This is a genomic window from Rhizobium sp. USDA 3886, from assembly GCF_056279785.1.
The window spans coordinates 2994209-3016789 of the sequence record NZ_JBWCDC010000001.1 but is presented as its reverse complement, the minus strand read 5'-3'; the positions used below and the strand labels follow the sequence as shown (position 1 = coordinate 3016789).

Sequence of the window (22581 nt, the reverse complement as noted above, 5' to 3'; positions counted from 1 at the left end):
GCCACGGCACGACACCGCCTGCTTGAGGGTTTCAGATGTTGAAATTTGTCCTGACCAAGATTGGCATGGCGGCGCTGGTTGCGCTGACTGTCTCTTTCATCAGTTTCATTCTTCTGTTCATGGCCGGCGATCCCGCCATCGCCATTGCCGGAGAGGGGGCTTCCGGAGAGGTGATCGCGGCGATCCGCAGCCAATACGGTTTCGACCGGCCGTTGCTCATTCAATATGTCGACTGGCTGATGCGCGCACTCTCCGGCGATTTCGGCATGAGCTATTATTTCAAGACCCCAGTCTCAGGCATGATCGCCGAACGGCTACCGGTCACCATGACCATTGGTTTCCTTGGCATGAGCTTCGCCCTGCTGCTGGCCATTCCCGTGGGCGTTCTTGCCGCCGCCTTTCCCAATACGCTGATCGACCGGCTGGCGCTCGGCATTGCTGTTGTCGGACAGGCGATCCCGAGCTTCTGGTTCGGCCTCATCCTGATCGTTGTCTTCTCGGTCAATCTCGGATGGGTGCCGGCCTCGGGAACGCGGCAATGGACCGGCTATATCCTGCCGATGATCGTGCTCGGCTACTACGCGACGCCGGCTATCATGCGGTTGACACGGGCCGGCATGCTGGAAGTGCTGTCCGCCGACTACATCCGTACAGCAAGAGCCAAGGGCATCAAGCCTCGGCGGGTTCTGTTCAAGCATGCGCTGCGCAATGCCATCATCCCGGTCGTTAGTCTGGCCGCCGTGCAACTAGGCTTCATGTTCGGCGGGTCGGTCGTGGTGGAAACCATTTTCGCGCTGCATGGAGCGGGCTTCCTGGCTTGGGAATCGATCTCCCGCAACGATCTGCCGACCATGCAAGCGCTCATCCTGATCTTCGCGATGTTCTATATCGTCTTCACCTTCCTGGCCGATGTCTTGAACGCATGGCTCGACCCCCGTCTGAGGACTGCCTGACATGAGCGATACGTCCCAAACAATCAGCCTTGGTGTTCCCGCGGCCTTGCCGGCGCCATCTCGTGTGCTTGCCCGCAAGGCCCTGAAACATCGCGGTTTCATGGTCGGCTTCCTGATCTTGCTGTTCGTAGGCCTCGTCGCGCTTTTCGCGCCGCTGATCGCTCCATACGATCCTTACAAGCAGGATCTTCTGGCGCGGCTCGCCCCGCCGGTCTTTCTGGGCGGAGATTGGAAGCACCTGTTCGGCACCGATGCGCTGGGCCGGGACTACCTGTCGCGGCTGATCTACGGCGCTCGCGTCTCCCTGCTGATCGGCTTTACCGCGGCTTTCATCTCCGCCGTGATAGGCACTACACTCGGTGTTCTTGGTGGCTATTTCGGCGGCAAGGTCGACGCGGTGGTGATGTTCATCGTCTCGGTGCGGCTGGCTTTGCCGGCAACGCTGGTGGCGCTGGCCGTGGTGGCGCTGTTTGGCGGATCGTTGACCGTCGTCGTTTCGGTGCTCGGACTGCTGCTCTGGGACCGTTTTGCGGTGGTGCTGCGTAGCGCCACCATGCAGGTGCGGCAGATGGACTACATCGCGGCGGCTGAAGTGCTGGGCGCCAGCCTGCCACGCATCCTGTTCAAGGATGTGCTGCCGAATGTGATGAATGCGCTGATCGTCATCGTCACGCTCGAAATGGCCCATGCCATTATCCTGGAAGCGGCATTGTCCTTCCTCGGGCTCGGCGTTCAGCCGCCAACCCCATCCTGGGGGCTGATGATCTCCGAAGGCAAGGAAATGCTGCTGTTCGAGAGCTGGCTGATCACCATTCCCGGTGTCGCCCTGTTCATCCTGGTCTTTTCAATCAACATGCTGGGCGACGGCATTCGCGACGTGACCGCGCCGGAGGGCAGAAACTGATGACCCACCCTGCCACGCCCGTCCTATCGATCCGCAACCTGACCATCGACCTGCCGAAGGGCGGCGATCGCCCGCATGCCGTCAGCAACCTGTCGCTCGATATCCACGAGAAGGAAATCCTCTGCATCGTCGGGGAATCCGGTTCCGGAAAATCGATCACATCCTTTGCCGCCATGGGTCTCTTGCCAAAAATCCTGAAGCCGTCGTCAGGCGAAATTCTCTTTGAAGGTCGCGATGTGCTGAAGCTCTCCGAGGCCGAGCATGCCCGCCTGCGCGGCAGCCGCATGGGCATGATCTTCCAGGAGCCCATGAGTGCGCTCAATCCGTGTTACACGGTCGGCGACCAGATCGAGGAAGTCTTCGAGGCGCATACGCAGATATCCAGTGCCGAGCGCCGGGCTCGCACATTGGCTCTTCTTAAGGAAGTGCGTCTTCCCGACCCCGAACGCCTCTATCATGCCTATCCGCATCAACTGTCGGGCGGCCAGCGCCAACGCATCGTCATCGCCATTGCGCTCGCCATGGAGCCGCGCCTGCTGATCGCCGACGAACCGACGACGGCGCTCGATGTCACGACGCAGGCGCAGATCCTCGACATGTTCAAGGCGCTGAAGGAAAGCCGCAAGGCAGGCATCCTGTTCGTCACCCATGATTTCGACGTGGTGGCCGAACTGGCCGATCGTGTATTGGTTATGCAGAAGGGCGTGGTCGTCGAGCAGGGCACCGCCGAACAGGTGCTCAACAGCCCGACCCATCCCTATACACGCATGCTGATCGATGCCGTGCCGAAACGCCATGGCATCAAGGGCAAACCTGATACGTCTGCGCCGATCGCGCTCAGGGTCGCAGGCATTGAAAAGACCTATTCGACCGCCCGCACGCTGTTCAAGCCGGCCCGCAAGGTGCATGCCGTCAAGCCGACGGACTTTACCGTTCTGGAAGGCCAGACGCTTGGCATCGTCGGAGAATCCGGCTCCGGCAAGACGACGCTGGTGCGTTGCCTGATGGGGCTTGTCGAGCCTGACGAGGGGTCCGTCTGGATCGGCAATTTGAGGTTGGAAACGACCACGGCCGCCGGCCGGCGCAATTTCAGAAAACATATCCAGATCGTCTTTCAGGACCCCTATGGGTCGCTCAATCCGCGCCGCAAGATTGGCGACCTGCTGGTCGAGGGGCCGGTCAATTTCGGCGTGCCGCGCAAACAGGCCATGGAGAAGGCACGAGCGCTTCTGAAGATCGTCCGACTGGAGGAGGATGCGCTCGATCGGTATCCGGCGCAGTTTTCCGGTGGCCAGCGCCAGCGCATTTCGATTGCCCGCGCCCTGATGGTCGAGCCGAAAATCCTGATCGCCGATGAAGCGGTGTCGGCGCTCGACGTTTCCGTGCAGAAGGACGTGCTGAAGCTGCTCGACGACATCCGCAAGGCCGTCGGCCTGACGGTCATTTTCATCACCCACGATCTGCGGGTGGCGGCCGAAATTTCCGACCATATTCTCGTCATGTCGAAAGGCGAGGTGGTGGAATATGGCGTGGTCGACGACGTTTTCGGCAAGCCGCAACATTCCTATACGCGCCAACTGCTCGCCGCCATGCCCGGCCGCGGCTGGGAAGCGCCAGATATGGCAGCGCTTGGCCCTGCCGACGCAGCGAGGTAAATGCATCCCATGGACAGAACACACCTGATCGAAGCCGCCACCCACTATGTCGACGGCGGAGGGCTGGTCGCGGATCTGGCCGCGCTGGTGGCGCGCCGCTCCGTCAGCCAGTCGGAAGGGCGGCTCGAGGATCTCTACGCCTATCTGCAGGAGGAAATGCAGCCCCTGTTGTCGGCCATGGGCTTTGCCGTCGAGATTTTCGACAATCCCCGCGAGGGCGGCGCTCCGCTGCTGATCGCCAGCCGCATTGAGGACGAGAGCTTGCCGACGGTTCTGGTCTATGGCCATGGCGATGTCTGCAACGGGGAGGCCCATCGCTGGCGGGAGGGACTTGAGCCCTTCACGCTGATCCAAGAGGGTGACAGGCTCTATGGCCGCGGCACCGCCGACAACAAGATCCAGCATCTGATCAACATCAGGGCGCTGGAATTGCTGATCCGCGAAAATGGCCGGCTCGGTTTCAATGCCAGGATCATTCTCGAAATGGCCGAGGAGACCGGCTCCTTCGGGCTGCGCGAATTCTTTACCGCCAACCGGGAGCGGCTGGCAGCCGATGTGCTGATCGCGTCGGACGGCCCGCGTTTGGCGGTCGACACGCCGACCATGTTCATGGGGTCGCGCGGCGGCATGTCGATCAATCTGATGGTCAATCTGCGTGACGGCGACCACCATTCTGGCAACTTCGGCGGATTGCTGGCCGATCCCGCCATCATCCTGGCCCACGCGATCACGACGATCACGGATGCACGGGGTCAGATCCGGATCCCCGAATGGCGCCCGACGAGCCTGACGCCCGATATCCGTGCCACCCTCCGCGATTTGCCGCCGCGTCGCCACGATACCGAATGGGGCGAGAGCGATCTGACGCCGAGCGAACGCGTTTTCGGCTGGAATTCCTTTGCCGTGCTCGCCATGTCCTCCGGCAATATCGACGCGCCGCAGAATGCCATCTCGGGCTCGGCGCAGGCCACCTGCCAGCTGCGCTTCGTCGTCGGCACTGACATGGAGGACATTATCCCGGCGCTGCGCCGCCATCTCGATGCCCATGGCTTTCCCATGGTCGAGGTTCGTCCCGCGCACGGTGAGGCCTTCCGGGCCACCCGCTTTTCGCCTGATCATCCCTGGGTGCGTTTCGTCCAAAACTCGCTGGCGCAGTCGGCGGGAAAGCAGCCGCATGTACTGCCCAATCTGGCTGGCTCCCTGCCCAACGATGCGTTTACCGACATCCTCGGACTGCCGACGATCTGGATTCCGCACTCCCATGCCGAATGTGGCCAGCACGGCCCGAACGAGCATGCGCTCGTGCCGATTGCACGCGAAGGCATACAGGTGATGACAGCGCTGTTCCTCGATATCGCCGAGAATGCGGCAAGCCTGAAAGAGATTGCCTGATCGATGGATTTCGTTCTGCTCGTTGTCTTTCTGGCCGCGACGGGCGCCTTGTCCGGCCTGATTGGCGGCCTGCTCGGGATCGGCGGCGGTGTCGTCCTGGTGCCAGCGCTCTATTACGTCTTCGAGTTCCTCGGCTATGAGAGTGACCGCTTGATGCAGGTCTGTGTCGCGACGTCTGGCGGCACAATCATCTTCAATTCAGCGCGTTCGGTTCTCATGCACCATCGGCGTGATGCGGTCGACTGGTCCGTGCTCAAGCGCTGGGGACCCTCGATTTCTCTCGGCGCGCTGGCCGGGGTGGTGGGTGCCGCTTCGCTGCGCTCGGCCAATCTGTCGGTGATCTTCGGGGTGATTGGTATGGCGCTAGGGCTCTACATGCTGATCAGCCGGCCGCACTGGAAACTGTCGGACACGATGCCGGGCCGGGTGCTGGCCAGTGCCTACGGGTTGGTCATCGGCTTTTTCTCGGCGATGATGGGCATCGGCGGTGGCCCCTTCGGCGTGCCGGCCATGACGCTCTATGGCATGCCGGCGCAGAAGGCGGTGGCCACGTCCTCGGGATTCGGGCTGTTGATCTCCGTGCCATCGTTTGCCGGATTTCTGATCGCCGGCTGGGGCCTTCCGGGTCTTCCGTCCTACACGATCGGTTTCGTCAACCTGCCGGCTCTGGTCGTCATCGTTGCCATATCGATGACCACGGTCTCCCTCGCGTCCGGCTGGCGCATTACCTGCCAGCCGCTGCGCTCAAGCGGATTTTCGCCGTGTTCATCTCGCTGTTGGCCCTCAATATGCTGATCAAGGGCCTTGTCGCTCTCTCGATGTAAAGAAGGTATCGCCATGAGCAAGACCCATCCCGCCGATCTCGATGCTATGGAAGCTCGCCGGCTGATTGGGCAGCGCCGCCTGTCTCCGGTTGAACTGGCAGAGGCCTGTATCGAGCGCGTCACGCAGATCAATCCCGCGATCAATGCGGTGGTGGCGCAGGATTTCGACCGTATCCGGGACGAGGCGCGGCAGGCCGAGCAAAGCTTGATGCGTCATAAGGCGCTCGGTCCGTTGCACGGCCTGCCTTTTGGCGTCAAGGACATGATCGACGTCCAGGGCCTGCCGACCACCTTCGGCTCGGAAATCTTTCGCGACAATATCGCGGAGAAGGATGATGCCATCGTTGCCGCCATGCGCCGGGCCGGCGGCATTCCTCTTGGCAAGACCAACAATCCGGACTGGAGCGCCGGCGGCAATACCCGCAACGCCGTTTATGGCGTCACGGCCAATCCTCACGACACGACGAAAAGTGCAGCCGGCTCGTCGGGCGGTTCGGCAGCCCTTCTTGCGGCCCGAATGGCACCGCTGGCCACGGGTTCGGACACTGGCGGCAGTCTGCGCAATCCTGCCGCCTTCTGCGGTGTTGTCGGCTTCCGCCCATCTCCCGGTGTTGTTCCCGGCGATACACGCGCCATGGCGCTGATGCATCTGTCGACCAGCGGCCCGATGGGGCGTAGCGTCGCGGATGTGGCGCTGATGCTGTCGGTCATGGCGCGGCCCGATCGGCTCGACCCCTATACGGTGGTCGTCGACGGGCAGACTCCGTGGCGGGCCGACCGCTTCAGCCAGGTCCGGCGTCCGGACCTGGCTGCCCTTCGGATTGTCGTGACCGAGGATTTCGGCTTTGCGCCGACTTCCATGATGATCCGCGAGACTTTTGGCCGGGTGGTGGCGCGGCTGTCTGACCATCTCGGCAGGATCGATGAGACCCACCCCGATTGTACCGATGCCGATCGCATCTTCTCCGTTCTTCGCGGCGTGATGTTTCTCGGTATGCACCACACGCTGTTGCAGACCCACCCGGACAAGATCGGCCCGAATGTCCGCGCCAATGTTGAGGAGGGCCTAAGCTATGGGCCGCTCGATATTGCCGATGCACTGGTGAAACAGGGCCGGTTCTATCGCGATTGGCAGCGGTTTTTCGAAGACCATGACTATGTGCTTTGCCCGGCCGTGACCATCAGCCCACGCGACTGGCACGAGCTTTATCCGACCGAGATCGACGGTCAGCCGACGAAAAACTACTATCACTGGTTGGCCATGGCCTATGCTTCGACGCTGGCCGGCCATCCGTCGATCACCATCCCCGTCGGCCGAGACGCGCTCGGCATGCCCTTCGGTCTGCAGATCGTCGGCAGGCGGCATGATGACGCCGGCGTTCTGCAGGTGGCGGCCGCGATTGAGGAGATCTTTGCGGACGACCTGATTTTTGGGGTTCCCATTGTCGACGTGCAGGCGCTGAAGACGGCTCCAAAACTGGCCGACTGCGAGGGGTTCATGGGCTTCTAAAGCACATCCCTTGAACACGGAATCGGCGTGGGGATTTCCCTCTTTGGCGGGTGAGCCGTGAGCGGAAGGGCGACGATGACGATCTGTAGCAGCGGGATTTCGATCTCCTCCATTGAAGGATCGGCATGGAAATGCCATCTAGATTGTGTATCTAGAAGGAGGCTGGCATGGCCTTGAGCATCAAGACCGAGGAAGCAGACCGGCTGGCGCGGGAATTGTCCCGCCTGACCGGCGAGACCATGACTGACGCCATCACCCAAGCCATACGCGAGCGGCTGGAACGGCTGCGCGCCGAACAGGAGGCGCAGAGCGACTACGTTTCGCGCATGAAGGCTTTCGTCCGCGCACGCGCCAGCCGCTATGATCGCCGCCCGGTCACGAAACAGGAATGGGATGAAGCGGTCGGCGACACGCCCGAAGAGCTTGGTTTCTCCCGATGATGGTCGTCGATGCGTCCGCCATCATTGCGATCATGTTCGAGCAGGCGGAAGCGCCTGACTGCATGGCCGCTCTCCAGACAGACGCTTCGCGCCTCATATCGGCGGTGAACTATGTCGAGGCCGGCACCGTCATGGCGGGCAGGATCAAGGACGGGGACCGGCACGAAGCGATTGCCGATCTGGATGCGTTTCTGGCCGACTTCCGTATTGCTATTTCTCCTGCAGATGAAAATCTGGCGCGTGCCGCCATTAGGGCGCGTCTGGACTACGGCAAGGGGTTCGGAACACGGAGCGGGCTGAACTTCGGCGATTGCTTTGCCTATGCCCTCGCCAAACGGCATTCGGCCCCGCTTCTGTATGTCGGCGACGACTTCGCGCTCACCGATGTTCAATCCGCATTGTCGCGGTAGTGAGCCGACAAAGAGAGGATTGAACCCATGAGCCGCGCCGCTCTTTACGCCCATTCCTCCGACAATCAGCGCGAAGCATCTATCGAGGACCAGTTCCGGCTTTGCCGTGAACATGCGGGGCGGGAACGGTGGCAGATCGTCGGTTCCGCAATCGCTTCAGCGTTGCCGGCGCCAAGGATGATCGGCGCGATGCGCAGGTCCTGGCCAGTGCCCTGCGCACCGATCGGCCGGCTTTTCGCAGCTTGTCGCTGGATGATCCGCTGGTGATCGAGTTGCGGGAGTGGTCGCGCATAAGCGAAGACCTGCAGCAGGAACGCAACCGGCTTGTCAATCGGTTGCGCGAACAGCTCTGGCGCTACGATCCGCAAATACTTGCGTTCGGTGGCGGTGTGGCCGGGATTTATTCACCTGAACGAAAGTCCCACACGAGGAGAATCTTGACGAACCACGTTGGTTCACCAATAATCAATGTGAACCAACGAAAGTTAGATGCCATGACCGCAGCGTTTACCGTGCGTGTGAAGGATGAAACCGCAAGCAAGCTGGACCAGCTTGCAGCAAAGCTGGATCGTTCCCGCTCCTACATGGCTGCCGAAGCCATCGAGGCTTTCGTTGAGCAACAGGAATGGCAGCTTGCAGAGATCGAAGCCGGGTTGGCCGAAGCCGATCGTGGCGAATTCGCCAGCGATGCGGATGTGGCGAAAGTTGTCGGAAAATACGTCAAGTCCGTCCGTCAATCATGAGCGGAAAGCGTATTCGCTGGACGCTTCGGGCGTTGCGGCGGCTTGATGAAATCGGCGCGTATATCGAGAGAGACAATCCCGATGCTGCGGCTCGCGTGGTGGCGCGGATCGTGACGGCCGTGGATATGTTGGCGGAACTGCCTGCTAGCGGGCGGCCGGGTCGCGTCAAGGGCACCCGTGAAATCGTACTGGCGGATATTCCCTATATCATCCCGTACCGCGTCAGCCTGGACATCGAGATTCTAACTGTCATGCATGCACATCAGCGGTGGCCACAGGCGTTTTGATAAACGCGCCGTACATCTCTGCGATTTTGCCATAGAATCTCTTTCACATGGTGTGGCGGTATTGGTGATAGCAAGTCTCGATCTCAACCAAGCCGATCAACATTGACCTGCCACTAATCTTTCATCCAGCGGCCGTTATAGATTCCACTGGCGCGGGGTCACTTCCAGCGTTCGGTGACCTCCTCTCTCAGCTTGGAAAGCTTGCCCGAGCCGCAGCACGAGCAGCTTTGATACCATCCAAGCCTCACGGACGGCATAGAAACTCCACGGGCTGAGTCCTGTGCAATACAGAACCCAGCCCTTAAATCTGCCCAGCCTTTTAATCCGTCCAACTTTACGGGTCAGTTCACGAAACCGGGCCTTCTAGGAAGAGAGGTTCGATTCAGCTTCTGATCGTTGCTTTGCCTTGTTCCACCAGGCGGGCCGCGGCGTCTGCGGGCGTCGTGCGTTCGAAGGCGAGTTCGTCCGCGATCGGGCGAAGGACGCGCTGGTCGAATTCCGTCGCACCGAGCGGGGCGGGTGCCGGGTAGTCCCCGACCTGATCCTTGAGCAGCTCAACGTATTTGACGGTTTCCTGCTCCGTTGGGTTGAGGTTCGGCAGGATTGCTTCGCGGACGGTCGCCGACATCGGCACGCCGCGTTCCACGCCGAGGATCTTGCCGGCTTCGGTATCGTTGACGAAGAAGTCGATGAACTTGGCGGCCGCTTCGGCGTTCTTCGTTGTCGCCCCGATGCTCCAGATGAGCGCGGGGCGGTAATAGTGGCCGGAGGGACCGCTCTTGCTTTCACGCGGCAACATGGTGATCGCCAGTTTGCTCTTCGAGATCAGCTGATAGCCGACGAGCTGGTTCGAGTAGGCCATGCCGATCGCCGATTTGCCGAGCGCCAGGCAGTTGGTGTCGATGGTGTTCTGGTCGAGCGTCTGGACATCGGCCGCGACCGTGCCGCCCTTCTTGCGCAGTTCCTCCCAGAAGCTGTACCACTCCTTGGCGTCTTCGACGTCGAAACCCAGGCTGCCATTGGCGTAGAGGCTCTTGCCGCGCTGGCGCAGCCAGGCATCGAAGACATAGGCATAGCGCGCGCCGTAGGGGCCACCCCAGTAATTGTCCTTGCCGGCGGCCTTTGTGAGCTCGACGGCCAGTTTGGCATATTCGTCCCAGGTGAGGTCCGGCGTCGGCAAGGCAAACCCAGCCTTTTCGAAGGCCGTCTGGTCGAAAAAGAGTGCGAAGGAGTTCAGGCCGAGGCCGATGCCATAGAGCTTGCTGTCGACAGTCGTCAGCTTCAGCATGTCCTTGCCGAAGGCGTCCACCTTGAGAGCCGAGGGAACGAACTCGTCGAGGGGCATGCAGGCGCCGCGCTTGGAGTAATCGGAGATCGTGCTGGGCTCGAGCTGGAACACATCGGCGATCGCGCGGCCGGCCATCTGCGTCGCGAGTTTCGTCCAATAACCGTCGCCGCTGAGCGACTCGCCGACGATCGTGACGCCCGGCGTTTTGGCCTGATAGAGTTTTGCGACTTCCAGCGTACGCTTGGCGCGGTCGTTCGAGCCCCACCACATGGCGCGCAGCTGCGTGTCTTCGGCGAAAGCCGGAATGGCGCTGCCTGCGCCGAATGCGAGCCCCGTAGCCACACCGGCCGAGCCCTTCAAAAATGAACGTCGATTGATCTGCATGATTATCCTCCTTTGTCGGCTGCCAGCGCCGTCCTCCAACGGTTCTCCGGCATGTCACGAGCAGAGTACGCAAAAAATTTCTGTTTGCAACATTTTATCTTTCACTTGCAAATTTGCGTAATTTGCATAATTTTGAGTCATGAATGAAATCAAACCCAGGCGGCCGCGTCAGGCCGATATTGCAGCCTTGGCGGGCGTCTCCGTTTCGACGGTCTCACGCGTGCTTGCCAACGAGCCCGGCATTAGCGGGAGCGTGCGCGAGCATATTCTGAAGGTGGCGGCCGAGCATGGATACCAGGTGAGATCCCCTCAAGAAGCGATTCCCGGCGGACTTGCGCTGATTGCGAGCGACGGCGTCACGGGCGGACTGAGCGTTTTCTACGAGTCCATCGTCGAGGGGCTGCGAGCAGCGGCGGCGGAGAACGGAATGCCCTTCGAGGTTCGGCTGATCCGGGAAGACCGCGCGACGCCCGAAGTCATTCGAGACCATTTGAAGTTGGCGCATGCCCAGGGTCTCTTTCTCGTCGGCATCGATCCGAAGGAAGGCTTGCGCGGCTGGATCGAGGATGAGAGGGTTCCGGTCGTCCTCGTCAATGGCACGGACCCGCAGCTTCGCCTCGACGGTGTTTCGCCTTCCAATTTTTTCGGCGCCTTCCAGGCTACCGAGCGGCTGCTGAACGCCGGTCACCGGCGCATCCTGCATCTGACCGGCTCCCACCGCCATACGATCCGCGAGCGTGTCCGCGGTTTCGAGGCGGCGGTGGCGTCAGTCCAAGGCGCAGAAAGCAGGCTCGTGCCGATGACCTTTCACGGCAGTGCCAGCCGCGAGGCGCATGAACTGACGGCGGCGGTCCTCGCGGAGAACGCCGGTTTCACCGCTGCCTTCTGCATGAACGATTTTATCGCAGTCGGCGTGCTGGAGGCTGTGACGGAAGCCGGCCTTCGTGTGCCGAAAGACTTCGCAATCGTCGGTTTTGACGATCTGCCTTGCGCACTGATGACCAATCCGCCGCTTTCCACCATGCGCGTCGATCGTGCAGCACTTGGCCGGGAGGCGATCGGCTTGATGATGTCCCGGTTCCGCGACCGGGCGGCCCCCGCCCGTCATATATGCCATGCGGTCATCCCCGTTGCCGGGGGTACCGTGCCCGAAGTCGTAACCTCTTGAGTGATTCCGATGACTTATGATCCGGCCAGCGCCAATCCGCTTGCAGGCAATCCGCTTGAAACGCGTCAGGATATGAGCCGCGCGCTTCTCGATCTCTTCGATCCGCTGCTGCCTTATTTTTCGAAGGGCAATGCCCGCGTGCGGCTAGATGGCGCCGGTGCGCATTTCGATCGCGCCGCCGCCGACTTGGAAGGCTTCGCCCGGCCTCTGTGGGGTCTTGCTCCTTTGGGTGCGGGAAACGGCCGCTTCGAGCATTGGGATCGCTTCGCTGAAGGCCTCGCCAACGGCACCGATCCGGAGCATCCGGAATATTGGGGCGCGGTCAACGGCCGCGACCAGCGCATGGTGGAGCTTGCCGCGCTCGGTTTCGCGCTGGCGCTTGTCCCGGAAAAGATCTGGGAGCCGCTCGATGCGCGTGCCCGGAACAATGTCATCGCCTATTTCAAGCATGCGCGCCAGTTCGATTATGCCGACAACAACTGGAAGTTCTTCCGCATCTTCGTCGATATCGCGCTTAACCGATTGGGTGCGGACTTCGACCGCAGCCTCACCAAGCAATACCTGGACGAGCTGGAAGGCTTCTATATTGGCGACGGCTGGTATCGCGACGGCAATGTCCGCCGTGTCGATCACTACATTCCCTTCGCGATGCACTTTTACGGCCTGATCTATTCGAAACTTGTCGATGATGACTATGCCAAGCGCTATCGCGAACGGGCAGTCCTCTTTGCAAAGGATTTCAAGAACTGGTTTGCGGCCGACGGGGCGACAGTACCGTTTGGCCGCAGCCTCACATACCGCTTCGCCTGTGCCGGTTTCTGGTCGGCGCTTGCTTTCGCCGATCTCGAAGCCCTGCCTTGGGGCGAGGTCAAGCATCTCTGCCTTCACCATCTGCGCTGGTGGGGGGATAGGCCGATAACAAACCGCGACGGCGTCCTGTCGATCGGTTTCGGCTATCCCAATCTGCTGATGTCGGAAAGCTATAATTCCGCAGGCTCGCCCTATTGGGCTTTCAAGGCCTTTCTGCCGCTCGCAATTCCTGGGGATCATCCGTTCTGGACGGCAAAGGAAAAGGTGCCGGAAGCGGTCGCGGTCTCTCCGCAGCGCCACCCGGGCATGGTCGTGATGCGGACAGGCAGCGATGTTGTGGCGCTTTCCTCTGGCCAGGAAAATCTCCAGATGCGATTTGGAACGGAAAAATACGCAAAATTCGCCTATTCAGCGCGATACGGTTTCAGCGTTGAAGCCGACGAGCGCAATTTTGCCGGCGGTGCCTTTGATTCGGCGCTGGCTTTCAGTGATGACGGATTGCACTACCGTGTTCGCGAGACGAATACGGAAGCCAAGATTGCCGGCAATGTGCTTTACTCGAAGTGGTCGCCGTTCAAAGATGTCTCGGTCCAGACATGGCTCGTGCCTGCCGCGCCTTGGCATATCCGCGTTCACAGGATCAATACGCCACGGGTGTTGCAGACGGCTGAAGGCGGCTTCGCGATTGCCAAGCGGGATTTCGACCTCGATATGCTTTCGGCGGAAGCAGGTGCCGCGCATGTTATCGGCGAAGCTGATTTTTCCGGCATCGCCGATCTCGGTTCATCCGTGAAGCGCACCGGCCTTGCGCAGAAGGCTCTGCCGAATACCAACCTGATTGTTGCAAAGACATTGGTGCCGCAGTTGCGCGGCGAAATCCCGGCAGGCGAAACGGTGCTGGTTACGGCAGTGCTTGCAATCGATGATCCGGAAGCCGTTTCCGGGATCTGGACGAAACCGCCGAGCGTGCCGGATATCGACGCCTTGGAGGAACAGGTAAGGAAAAACGGTGTCACCGTCAGCGCCATTGCAGCACCAGGGCAGATGCCATGAGCCGTCTCGGCATCGCGCTTGCCATGCATCCGGAGCGCACGGAACATGTCGTCTCGGATGAGTTGCTTCAACGTCTGGAAGGCATCGGTCGCCTGCTTGACCGCGAGCCACTGCAGAATTTTTCTGACGAGCGCGCCCGGCGCGTGCTTCCGGAGACGGAAATCCTCATCACAGGCTGGGGGGTGCCCGAGGTGGGCAGCGAGGTGCTCGCTGCGGCAAGTGGCCTGAAGATCGTCGCTCATGCGGCAGGCACGGTTAAAGGCATAATCGGCGAAGAGATTTTCAAGGCCGGGATCGCCGTCAGCCACGCGGCGGAGGCCAATGCCATACCGGTCGCGGAGTTTACGCTTGCGGCCATTCTCTTTGCCGGCAAACGAGTTTTCCGCTTCCGCGACCTCTACGCAGCAGACCGCAATCGTCACCGCACCCATCCGATGCAGCGCCTGGCGATCGGCAACTACCGCCGTACTGTCGGCATCATCGGTGCATCGCGGATCGGCCGCCGCGTCATCGACCTGCTGAAGCCGTTCGCCTATAAGCTCGTGCTGTTTGACCCGACGATCAGCATGGCCGAAGCGCGAGGGCTTGGAGCCGAGAAGCTCGATCTGGATACGCTGATGAAGGTCTCGGACATCGTTTCGATTCATGCCCCGTCCCTGCCTTCCACGCGGCATATGATTGATGCGGACCGGTTCGCTCTGATGAAGGATGGCGCAACGCTCATCAACACGGCGCGAGGTGCCATCATCGATGAAGCCGCCCTGCTGGCGGCACTTGCAACCGGCCGCATCGATGCGATCATCGATGTCACCGACCCGGAAGTCCCCGAGCCGTCGTCGGCCTTTTACGATCTGCCGAATGTGTTCTTGACGCCCCATATTGCAGGCGCCGTCGGATTGGAGCGCATGCGCCTCGGCGAAATGGCGGTGGACGAGATCGAGCGTTTCCTGAAGGGCGAGCCGCTGCTTTACGGCGTCACGCTCGCGGACCTCGAAAAGATCGCCTGAGCCTATTCGGCTCTGCGGGAATTCGGTGAGCCGTCATTGGTAAGCTCAGGCATCAGATCGGCAAGATTGACAACCTTGCCGGTGCGGGAACTCTGCAGCGCTGCAATACCGCAAAGAACGGACATGGCGCCGGCGCGCGTTCCGGCGCGCTGATGCAGTTTGTCCTGCATGTCCGGCTTGAAGATCATGTTGCGCATCCGGTCGTCGCCGCCGTAGTGGCCGCCGGAGAAATGCGGCACGATGATGCGCTCAACCGCCTCCTTGCCATTGGGGAAATTCCGGATCAGCAGGATCTCATCCTCTTTTTTTACCTCCCAAGGTTGGGCTTCGTGCTGGCGGATTTCGATGCGGCCTTTGGTGCCGTTGAACGCCAGATGGTGGCCTTCAATCGGCTGGAAGGTGTTCAGCGAATAGGAGACATGCACGTTGTTTCGGTAGCGGATGCTGACGACCATGGTGTCTGGAATGTCGATATCTTCACGGAAGACGCACCCGTCGCGAAAATATCCGTCGATCTTCGACGGTTCCTCGTAAAGCGTATCCAGGAAGGGATCGGCTTCCAGATCGAGATAGTAGTCGCATTCACCCGTGTGCGGACAGAGCTTGCAGCGCGGGCCGCGGAAGGGGCCTTTACGGCCGTAATTCTGTAAGTCGGCGAAGGATGTCACAGCTTCCGGATCGCTGTCGAGGTACCAGTTCAGCAGATCGAAATGGTGTGTTGCCTTATGGACGAAGAGGCTGCCGGAATTCTCGGTATAGGCGTGCCAGCGGCGGAAGTAGTCTGCGCCGTGTTTCGTGTTCAGGTACCAGTGGAAATCGACCGAAATGACGCGGCCGATCTCGCCGGAATTGAGCAGTTCCTTAATTTTGGCGGCCGTCGGCGCATAACGGTAGTTGAAGGACACGTCGACGCGCCTGCCTGTCCGCTTCTCCGCGTCGATGATCCGGCGAATCTTGTCGACTGCAGTCGTCATCGGTTTTTCGGTGATGACGTCGATCCCGGCCTCCAGCGCCCGCACGACGATCGCATCATGCGTGTGATCTGGTGTGCAGACGATGACGAGGTCCGGTTTGATCTCGGCCAGCATCGCATCGATATCCTCGTAGATCGGCGCATTGCTGCCGATCATCGTGCGGGCGCGCTCACCACGCAGGGAATTCTTTTCAACGATTGCGACGAGATCGACATGCTCGCGCCAACCGGCGAGCAGGTCCTTGCCCCACATGGTGGTTCCGCGATTTCCCGTCCCGATCAGTGCAAAACGGCGTTTCTCCATCGATGATCCTCCTCATGCGTCCTGAAATATATCGAATTATGCTCGGCAGCAGCTGTGATACCGTTCGACGCAGGTTGCGATGACCTCGTCCGCTGGCCGTTTCCACCAATTCTCTGTCGAAAAGATTTCAACTTCCTGCGCGCCGAAGAAGCCTGCCTTCTCAACCATTTGCCTGATACCTTTGAGATCGATCACGCCGTCGCCCATCATGCCGCGGTCGGTTAGCATGTCCTTGGTCGGCACCAGCCAGTCGCAGATATGATGCGCGAAGATGCGCTTCATCCGGCCGGCGCGCGCAATCTGGTTGGCGAGATCCGGATCCCACCAGACGTGGTAGACATCGATTGCAACGCCGACGTTCTCGCCCAGCTGCTCACATATATCGAGCGCGTGAGCGAGCGTGTTTACGCAAGCCCGGTCGGCGGCATACATTGGATGCAGGGGTTCAATTGCCAGTGGCATGCCGGCGGCTTCTGCATGCGGCAATATCGCCTCGATACCGTTGGACACCATCTGGCGCGCTGCGCCAATGTCCTTCGAGCTTCCCGGCAGGCCGCCCACGACAAGGACAAGGCAATCGGCGCCGAGTGCTGCCGCCTCATCGATTGCGCGCCTGTTGTCGTCGAGGTTCCTCTGCCATCCCACCTCGTCGGCTGCCGGAAAGAAGCCGCCGCGGCAAAGGCCGGTCAGCTTCAATCCATTCGATTTGACGATACGAACGGCCTCGCCGAGTCCCGCTTTCGCGACCTGCTCGCGCCAGGGCGCGATCCTGGTGATGCCGTGCTTCAGGCAGATGTCGACGGCTTCGGCAAACCCGCACTGTTCGCGGATCGTCGCAAGATTGATCGAAAGTCCTTCGACCTGCATAGAAATTCCTCCCACTCCCGATCGGCGTCAGTGAACGCCGTGAACGGCGAGCACCTGCTTCATGCGGCTGACCGCCATATCGGGATCGGCAAGAACACGCGCCTTGTCCGCTAGCCGGAAAAGCTCGGCGAGATGCGTCAGCGAACGCGTGCTCTGCTGGCCGCCGACCATCGTGAAATGGTCCTGCAGGCCATTGAGATAAGCCAGGAAGACGACGCCGGTCTTGTAGAAGCGCGTCGGCGCCTTGAAGATGTGGCGTGAAAGCGGAACGGTCGGATCGAGCAAGTCGAAGAACTCGCGGTTGTCCTTGCGGCCGAGGGCTTCCATGGCGGCGGAGGCCGCCGGAGCAATGGCATCGAAGATGCCGAGCAGCGCATCGGAATGCCCCTGTTCGTCGCCGGCTATCAATTCGGCATAGTTGAAGTCGTCGCCGGTATACATGCGCACGCCTTTCGGCAGTTGCCGGCGCATTGCCACTTCCTTTTCTTTCGACAGCAGCGACACCTTGATGCCGTCGACCTTTGCGGCATTGGCTTCGATCACCTGCAGGCAAGTGGACATGGCCTTGATGTGATCCGGATTGCCCCAGTAGCCTTCGAGTGCCGGGTCGAACATTTCCCCCAGCCAATGGATGACGACCGGCTCTCTTACTTGCCGCAGGATACGGTCATAAACGCGAATGTAATCATCAGGCCCTTTTGCAGCGACCGCAAGTGCGCGGCTTGCCATCAGGATGATCCGCCCGCCCTCTGCCTCGACAGCTTCGATCTGTTCTTCGTAGGCCTTGATGATCGTGTCGATCGTCACGTCGGGACCAGGAGCCAGATGATCGGTACCGGCGCCGCAGGCGATCAGCGCATCCTTGCGAGTGCGCGCCTCCGCAAGTGCGCGGCGGATGAGCTCGCGGGCCTCCGGCCAGCCAAGTCCCATGCCGCGCTGTGCCGTGTCCATTGCTTCTGCAACGCCGAGGCCGAGATCCCAAAGGCGGTGGCGGAAAGCGAGCGTCCGTTCCCAATCGATGGCAGGCGTCAGCCATGGATCGTTGTCAGCCAACGGGTCGGCAACGACATGGGCAGCGGCAAAGACTACGCGCGAAAAGTCCTTTGCGTCGCGCTTCTTGATCTCGATCGGCGTCCCAGCCAGCGCATAGGGGGCGATCCTGCCGTCGAGGGGGAGATTGATCGTTTGCATATATCAGAACTCCAATGCCGGAACGTCGAGCCAGCGCCGCTCGGCCCAGGATTTCAGGCCCAGTTCCGCAAGTTGGACGCCTTTGGCGCCGGCTTCCAGGCCGTAGGGCCATGGCGCGTCTTCGGCGACATGGCGCAGGAACATCTCCCATTGCGCCTTGAAGCCGTTGTCGAATACCTGCGTATCCGGCACCTCGTCCCAGGTCTTGTAGAAGTCGATCGTCTGGGGCTGGTCCGGATTCCACACTGGCTTCGGCGTATTGACGCGATGCTGAGTCCAGCATTTCGTAAGGCCGGCGACAGCGGAACCATGTGTGCCATCGACCTGAAATGTGACGAGGTCGTCGCGACGCACGCGCACGGCCCAGGACGAGTTGATCTGCGCGATCACACCGCCGTCGAGCTCGAAGGTTGCATAGGCCGCATCATCCGTATCGCAGTCGTAAGTCTTGCCCTGCTCGTCGATGCGGCTGCCGATGTGCGTGGCGCCGAGGCAGGAGACAGCTTTGACTTCGCCGAAGAGGTTGTCGAGCACATAGCGCCAGTGGCACAGCATATCGAGGATGATGCCGCCGCCGTCGCCCTTGCGGTAGTTCCAGGACGGTCGCTGCGCCGGAACGCCCCAATCGCCCTCGAAAACCCAGTAGCCGAACTCGCCGCGCACCGAGAGAATCTTGCCGAAGAAACCGGATTCGCGCAGCAAGGCCAATTTTTGAAGCCCCGGCAGGAAGAGCTTATCCTGCACGACGCCGTGCTTGAGGCCGGAGGCTCGTGCCTTTCTTGCAAGATCGACGGCTATCTGCAGGTCGTCGGAGATCGGCTTTTCGCAGTAGACGTGCTTGCCGGCATCGAGCGCCTTGGAAAGCAGCTCAGCGCGCATCAGCGTCGTTCCGGCATCGAAAAAGATCTGGTCGTCCGGATTGGCGAGTGCGGCATCGAGATCGGTCGACCAGCGCTTGATGCTGTGCTTTTTCGCCAGCTCTTCCATCTTGTCGCGGTTGCGTCCGACGATGATCGGATCGATCTCCAGCCGTTCGCCGGATTTCAGGAGCAAGCCGCCCTGATCGCGAATGGCGAGGATCGATCGCACCAGGTGCTGATTGTATCCCATGCGGCCTGTGACGCCGTGCAAAATGATCCCCAGACGAGCCATCTCATTCCTCCCTGCCAAATTATCGAACGGCCGGAGCGGGCGTCGCCCGGTCCTCCCAAACCAGTAACTAAACAGTTACTTGATGGCAGATCGGAAGCGGGGCTGTCAATAGTCAATCTGATTTTCAGCGCTTGATGGAGGCGAGTGTCACGTGGACGATATGCTGTTCCCAACTGTCGAGATTTGAGGGCTCGATCAGCTCGCGGCCGAAGATCGTCGAAAGTGTGTACTGGTTTGAAAGGTAGAAATAGCCGAGCGACGCGATCGTCAGGTAGACGTGAAGGGGGTCGGCGTTCTCGATGAAGACGCCCGCTTTCTTGCCACGCTCGAGAACCTGCGCAAGCTCGCCGATCAGATGCGAATGCAGTTCCTTGAGCCGGACGGACTGGCGGAGCCAGCGGGCGCGGTGCAGGTTTTCCGTGCCGAGAAGGCTGAGAAACTCCGGATGCTTGAGGAAATAGTGCCAGGTGAAGAGAGCGAGTTCGCCGATTCCTTCCTCCGGGCTGCGGTCGCCGATATGCAGGGCACGCTCCGCTGTACGGATGCCGACATAGGCCTCCTCCAGGACCCGCAGGTAGAGCTGCTCCTTGTCACCGAAATAGTGATAGAGCATGCGCTTGTTGGTGCCCGCTCGCTCGGCAATTGCATCGACGCGTGCCCCGCCCATGCCGTTTTCTGCAAACTCGCGGGTAGCGGCTTCCAGGATCGCTGCTTTGGTTCTTTCGGGGTCGCGCTGCAATACGCGTTCACCGGAAGCCCGTGCGATTCTTTTCTTCTCCGTGCCTTTGCCGCGAGTATCCATCCGCTTCATCTCCCCAGACGCTCTGTTGCGCTCATAAGGCTTCGGTGCAAGATTGTAAAAGCGAAAATCCGGGAGGAGAACCTCGCGAAATTATCACCGCTTGACAGGCCCGATGCTTGTCCATAACTTGTAACCAATTAGTTATTTGTTGCAAGAGAAACCAGCAAGGAGCGTGTGGAGGCGCTCCCCAAGGGAGGAGGAAAAACAGATGACACTACGGGTAAGCAGACGTAATTTCATGGCGGGCGGGGCAACGCTTCTCTCGCTTTCGGCACTGGGTTCCAGTGCCTTTGCGCAGGATGCGCGCCTGCGACTGCTCTGGTGGGGATCCCAGCCGCGCGCTGACCGCACCAACAAGGTATCGGAACTCTACAAGGCGAAGAATCCGGGTACTTCGATTACCGGCGAGTTTCTCGGCTGGGGTGATTATTGGCCTCGCCTGGCGACGCAGGTCGCTGGCAAGAATGCCCCCGATGTTATCCAGATGGATTACCGCTACATCGTCGAGTATGCACACCGCGGCGCACTTGCGCCTCTCGATTCCTATATGCCCTCGAAGCTTAGTCTCGCTGACTTCGACAAGGCACAGATCGAGGGCGGCAGCGTCGACGGGCATCTTTATGGCGTGAGTCTGGGTGCAAATTCAGCAGCAACCATGCTGAACACGATCGCCTTCGAGGAAGCGGGCATCGATCTTCCGACGAAGGCAACGACCTGGGAGGAGTTCGGCAAGATGGCCGCCGAGCTGACCAAGGCCGGCAAGCGTAAAGGCCTGTTCGGAATGGCCGATGGCAGTGGTGGTGAGCCGCTTTTCGAAAACTACCTTCGCCAACGCGGAAAGGCGCTTTACACGGCCGATGCGAAAGTTGGCTTTGGCGTCGAAGAAGCGACCGAGTGGTTCGATATGTGGAACAAATTCCGTGAAAACGGCGCATGCGTTCCGCCTGACATTCAGGCTTTGGACAAGAACGACATCGAGACCAATACGCTGACCCTTGGCAAGTCAGCCGCTGGTTTCGCACACTCGAACCAATTCGTGGCATATCAGCAGATGAACAAGGACAAGCTCACTCTGGCAAACCACATGCGAGTGACAAAAGACTCGAAGGGCGGGCATTACCGCAAGCCTTCTATGTTCTTCTCGGTTTCATCCCAGTCGAAGGTGATCGATCAGGCAGTCGATTACGTGAATTTCTTCGTCACAAACCCTGAGGCCGCGCTGGCGCTGGGTGTTGAACGCGGCATTCCGGAATCGGCGGCGATGCGTGAGGTCGTAGCAGCCAAGCTCGACGCTGTTGGGAAAGTGCCGCTGGAATACGTCTCTGGTCTTGGCGATCTCGCCGGCAAGCTGCCGCCGCCGCCGCCTGCGGGTGCCGGTGAGGGCGAGCTCACGCTTCGAAACATCTCTGAGCAGGTCGGCTTTGGTCAGCTGACAGCGGCAGATGGAGGCAAGCAGCTCGTGGACGAACTTACGCGCATTCTCGCGCGGGGCTGATCCAAATGAATAATGCGATGCGCACGATGCCTGCAGAGGCAGCGACGGTAGAACGGTATCAGGGTGTGGTGGCCGACAGCCGGTTCAAGCGGCTGTGGAATGCCAATGCTCCGGGTTACCTCTTCCTGCTGCCCTGGCTTCTGGGCTTCTTCGGGCTGACGCTCGGACCTGCCCTGATCTCGCTCTACCTATCCTTCACCGACTTCGACATGCTGAGGTCGCCGGGCTGGGTAGGCGCGGCAAACTACGTGCGCATCGCCACCGCCGATCCGAAATTCGCCTCTGCGATGTCGGTCACCTTGACCTATGTCATGCTATCGGTGCCCTTCAAGCTTGCTTTTGCGCTGATGGTCGCGCTGGCCTTGAACCGCGGCGTGCGAGGCCTACCGATCTACCGCGCCATCTTCTACCTGCCCTCGTTGCTTGGCGCGAGCGTGGCGATCGCCGTCCTCTGGCGCCAGCTCTTCGCCGGTGACGGCTTGGTCAATGCGGCACTTGCGCAATTCGGCATTCAGGGGCCGAGCTGGATTTCGCATCCGAGCTATTCGATCTATACGCTGGTTGCGCTCAGCGTGTGGCAGTTCGGCTCGCCGATGATCATCTTCCTCGCCGGTTTGCGCCAGATCCCGCAGGACATGTACGAGGCCGCCAGTCTCGACGGCGCCTCGAAGTTCCGGCAGTTCTACAAGATCACGCTGCCGCTTCTGACGCCGGTCATCTTTTTCAACGCCGTCGTGCAGACGATCGACGCCTTCAAGGCTTTCACCCCAGCCTTCATCATTTCCGGCGGCACCGGTGGCCCGATCAATTCGACACTCTTCTATACGCTCTATCTCTATCAGGAAGCCTTCGGCAACTTCCGCATGGGCTATGCCTCGGCGCTTGCCTGGATCCTGGTGATCATCATCGCGATCTTCACCGCCTTCTCATTCCTGTCTTCGCGTTACTGGGTGCACTACGATGACTGAG

Annotated in this window: 21 protein-coding genes and 1 pseudogene; 16 read left to right on the top strand and 6 right to left on the bottom strand. The window is 60.4% G+C overall.

Annotated features, from left to right (window positions below; all coding sequences use genetic code 11):
- The first annotated feature begins 35 nt into the window (after positions 1-35).
- The 11 genes and pseudogenes from ACZ9BX_RS15455 to ACZ9BX_RS15405 all read left to right on the top strand — a co-directional run bounded on the left by ACZ9BX_RS15455 (position 36) and on the right by ACZ9BX_RS15405 (position 9118).
- A complete protein-coding gene (locus tag ACZ9BX_RS15455) occupies positions 36-953 on the top strand; it encodes an ABC transporter permease (RefSeq protein WP_476218773.1) in 918 nt (305 codons plus the stop codon).
- A 1-nt stretch (position 954) separates the two neighbouring features.
- Positions 955-1857 carry an ABC transporter permease gene (locus ACZ9BX_RS15450; RefSeq protein ID WP_476218772.1) on the top strand — a complete coding sequence of 301 codons (903 nt, stop codon included), beginning with the start codon at positions 955-957 and terminating at the stop codon, positions 1855-1857.
- Positions 1857-3512: a dipeptide ABC transporter ATP-binding protein gene (locus ACZ9BX_RS15445; protein ID WP_476218771.1), complete on the top strand. Its 1656-nt coding sequence runs from the start codon at positions 1857-1859 to the stop codon at positions 3510-3512. Before ACZ9BX_RS15450 ends, ACZ9BX_RS15445 begins: the two co-directional genes overlap by 1 nt.
- A 9-nt stretch (positions 3513-3521) precedes the next feature.
- A complete protein-coding gene (locus ACZ9BX_RS15440) occupies positions 3522-4904 on the top strand; it encodes a M20 family metallopeptidase (protein ID WP_476218770.1) in 1383 nt (460 codons plus the stop codon).
- 3 nt (positions 4905-4907) lie between these two features.
- Positions 4908-5699 (top strand): sulfite exporter TauE/SafE family protein, encoded by a 792-nt coding sequence (locus ACZ9BX_RS15435; RefSeq protein WP_476218769.1) that lies wholly within the window; start codon positions 4908-4910, stop codon positions 5697-5699.
- Between the two features lie 42 nt (positions 5700-5741).
- Positions 5742-7238 (top strand): amidase, encoded by a 1497-nt coding sequence (locus ACZ9BX_RS15430; RefSeq protein WP_476218768.1) that lies wholly within the window; start codon positions 5742-5744, stop codon positions 7236-7238.
- 167 nt (positions 7239-7405) lie between these two features.
- On the top strand, positions 7406-7678 hold the full coding sequence (locus ACZ9BX_RS15425) for a type II toxin-antitoxin system VapB family antitoxin (RefSeq protein WP_476218767.1): 273 nt from the start codon (positions 7406-7408) through the stop codon (positions 7676-7678).
- The gene (locus ACZ9BX_RS15420) at positions 7675-8088 is read left to right on the top strand and encodes a type II toxin-antitoxin system VapC family toxin (protein WP_476218766.1); all 414 of its coding nucleotides are present in this window, start codon (positions 7675-7677) and stop codon (positions 8086-8088) included. The genes ACZ9BX_RS15425 and ACZ9BX_RS15420 overlap by 4 nt, the downstream gene beginning before the upstream one ends.
- Positions 8089-8216: 128 nt before the next feature.
- Positions 8217-8387, top strand: a pseudogene (locus ACZ9BX_RS15415) (IS110 family transposase); the annotation flags it as partial.
- Between the two features lie 195 nt (positions 8388-8582).
- Entirely contained in the window at positions 8583-8831 is a 249-nt protein-coding gene (locus ACZ9BX_RS15410; protein WP_476220027.1) for a CopG family ribbon-helix-helix protein, read from the top strand.
- The gene (locus ACZ9BX_RS15405) at positions 8828-9118 is read left to right on the top strand and encodes a type II toxin-antitoxin system RelE/ParE family toxin (RefSeq protein ID WP_476218765.1); all 291 of its coding nucleotides are present in this window, start codon (positions 8828-8830) and stop codon (positions 9116-9118) included. Before ACZ9BX_RS15410 ends, ACZ9BX_RS15405 begins: the two co-directional genes overlap by 4 nt.
- 382 nt (positions 9119-9500) lie before the next feature.
- Here the strand turns inward: ACZ9BX_RS15405 and ACZ9BX_RS15400 are convergent, their stop codons facing one another.
- Positions 9501-10790, bottom strand: a complete 1290-nt coding sequence (locus ACZ9BX_RS15400; protein WP_086993792.1) for an ABC transporter substrate-binding protein — start codon at positions 10788-10790, stop codon at positions 9501-9503.
- A 139-nt stretch (positions 10791-10929) separates the two neighbouring features.
- Between ACZ9BX_RS15400 and ACZ9BX_RS15395 the strand changes: the two genes are divergently transcribed.
- The 3 genes from ACZ9BX_RS15395 to ACZ9BX_RS15385 are packed head-to-tail and all read left to right on the top strand — an operon-like array spanning position 10930 to position 14828.
- A complete protein-coding gene (locus ACZ9BX_RS15395; RefSeq protein WP_476218764.1) occupies positions 10930-11958 on the top strand; it encodes a LacI family DNA-binding transcriptional regulator in 1029 nt (342 codons plus the stop codon).
- A gap of 9 nt (positions 11959-11967) precedes the next feature.
- Complete coding sequence (locus ACZ9BX_RS15390) at positions 11968-13821, top strand: DUF2264 domain-containing protein (RefSeq protein ID WP_476218763.1); 1854 nt, start codon at positions 11968-11970, stop codon at positions 13819-13821.
- Positions 13818-14828: a hydroxyacid dehydrogenase gene (locus tag ACZ9BX_RS15385; RefSeq protein ID WP_476218762.1), complete on the top strand. Its 1011-nt coding sequence runs from the start codon at positions 13818-13820 to the stop codon at positions 14826-14828. The genes ACZ9BX_RS15390 and ACZ9BX_RS15385 overlap by 4 nt, the downstream gene beginning before the upstream one ends.
- Before the next feature lie 2 nt (positions 14829-14830).
- Here the strand turns inward: ACZ9BX_RS15385 and ACZ9BX_RS15380 are convergent, their stop codons facing one another.
- From ACZ9BX_RS15380 to ACZ9BX_RS15360, 5 genes are all read right to left on the bottom strand, one after another.
- On the bottom strand, positions 14831-16105 hold the full coding sequence (locus ACZ9BX_RS15380) for a Gfo/Idh/MocA family protein (protein WP_476218761.1): 1275 nt from the start codon (positions 16103-16105) through the stop codon (positions 14831-14833).
- Between the two features lie 36 nt (positions 16106-16141).
- The gene (locus ACZ9BX_RS15375) at positions 16142-16972 is read right to left on the bottom strand and encodes a sugar phosphate isomerase/epimerase family protein (protein ID WP_132561031.1); all 831 of its coding nucleotides are present in this window, start codon (positions 16970-16972) and stop codon (positions 16142-16144) included.
- A 27-nt stretch (positions 16973-16999) separates the two neighbouring features.
- Positions 17000-18163 carry a dihydrodipicolinate synthase family protein gene (locus ACZ9BX_RS15370; RefSeq protein ID WP_476218760.1) on the bottom strand — a complete coding sequence of 388 codons (1164 nt, stop codon included), beginning with the start codon at positions 18161-18163 and terminating at the stop codon, positions 17000-17002.
- 3 nt (positions 18164-18166) lie between these two features.
- Positions 18167-19315 carry a Gfo/Idh/MocA family protein gene (locus ACZ9BX_RS15365; protein ID WP_476218759.1) on the bottom strand — a complete coding sequence of 383 codons (1149 nt, stop codon included), beginning with the start codon at positions 19313-19315 and terminating at the stop codon, positions 18167-18169.
- A gap of 124 nt (positions 19316-19439) precedes the next feature.
- Complete coding sequence (locus tag ACZ9BX_RS15360) at positions 19440-20117, bottom strand: TetR/AcrR family transcriptional regulator (RefSeq protein ID WP_476218758.1); 678 nt, start codon at positions 20115-20117, stop codon at positions 19440-19442.
- Between the two features lie 208 nt (positions 20118-20325).
- On the opposite strand from ACZ9BX_RS15360, the gene ACZ9BX_RS15355 reads away from it, so the two are divergent.
- Together ACZ9BX_RS15355 and ACZ9BX_RS15350 are read left to right on the top strand one after the other, a co-directional pair.
- Positions 20326-21612, top strand: a complete 1287-nt coding sequence (locus ACZ9BX_RS15355) for an ABC transporter substrate-binding protein (RefSeq protein ID WP_476218757.1) — start codon at positions 20326-20328, stop codon at positions 21610-21612.
- Between the two features lie 5 nt (positions 21613-21617).
- A complete protein-coding gene (locus tag ACZ9BX_RS15350) occupies positions 21618-22580 on the top strand; it encodes a carbohydrate ABC transporter permease (protein WP_476218756.1) in 963 nt (320 codons plus the stop codon).
- The last annotated feature ends 1 nt before the right edge of the window (position 22581 follow it).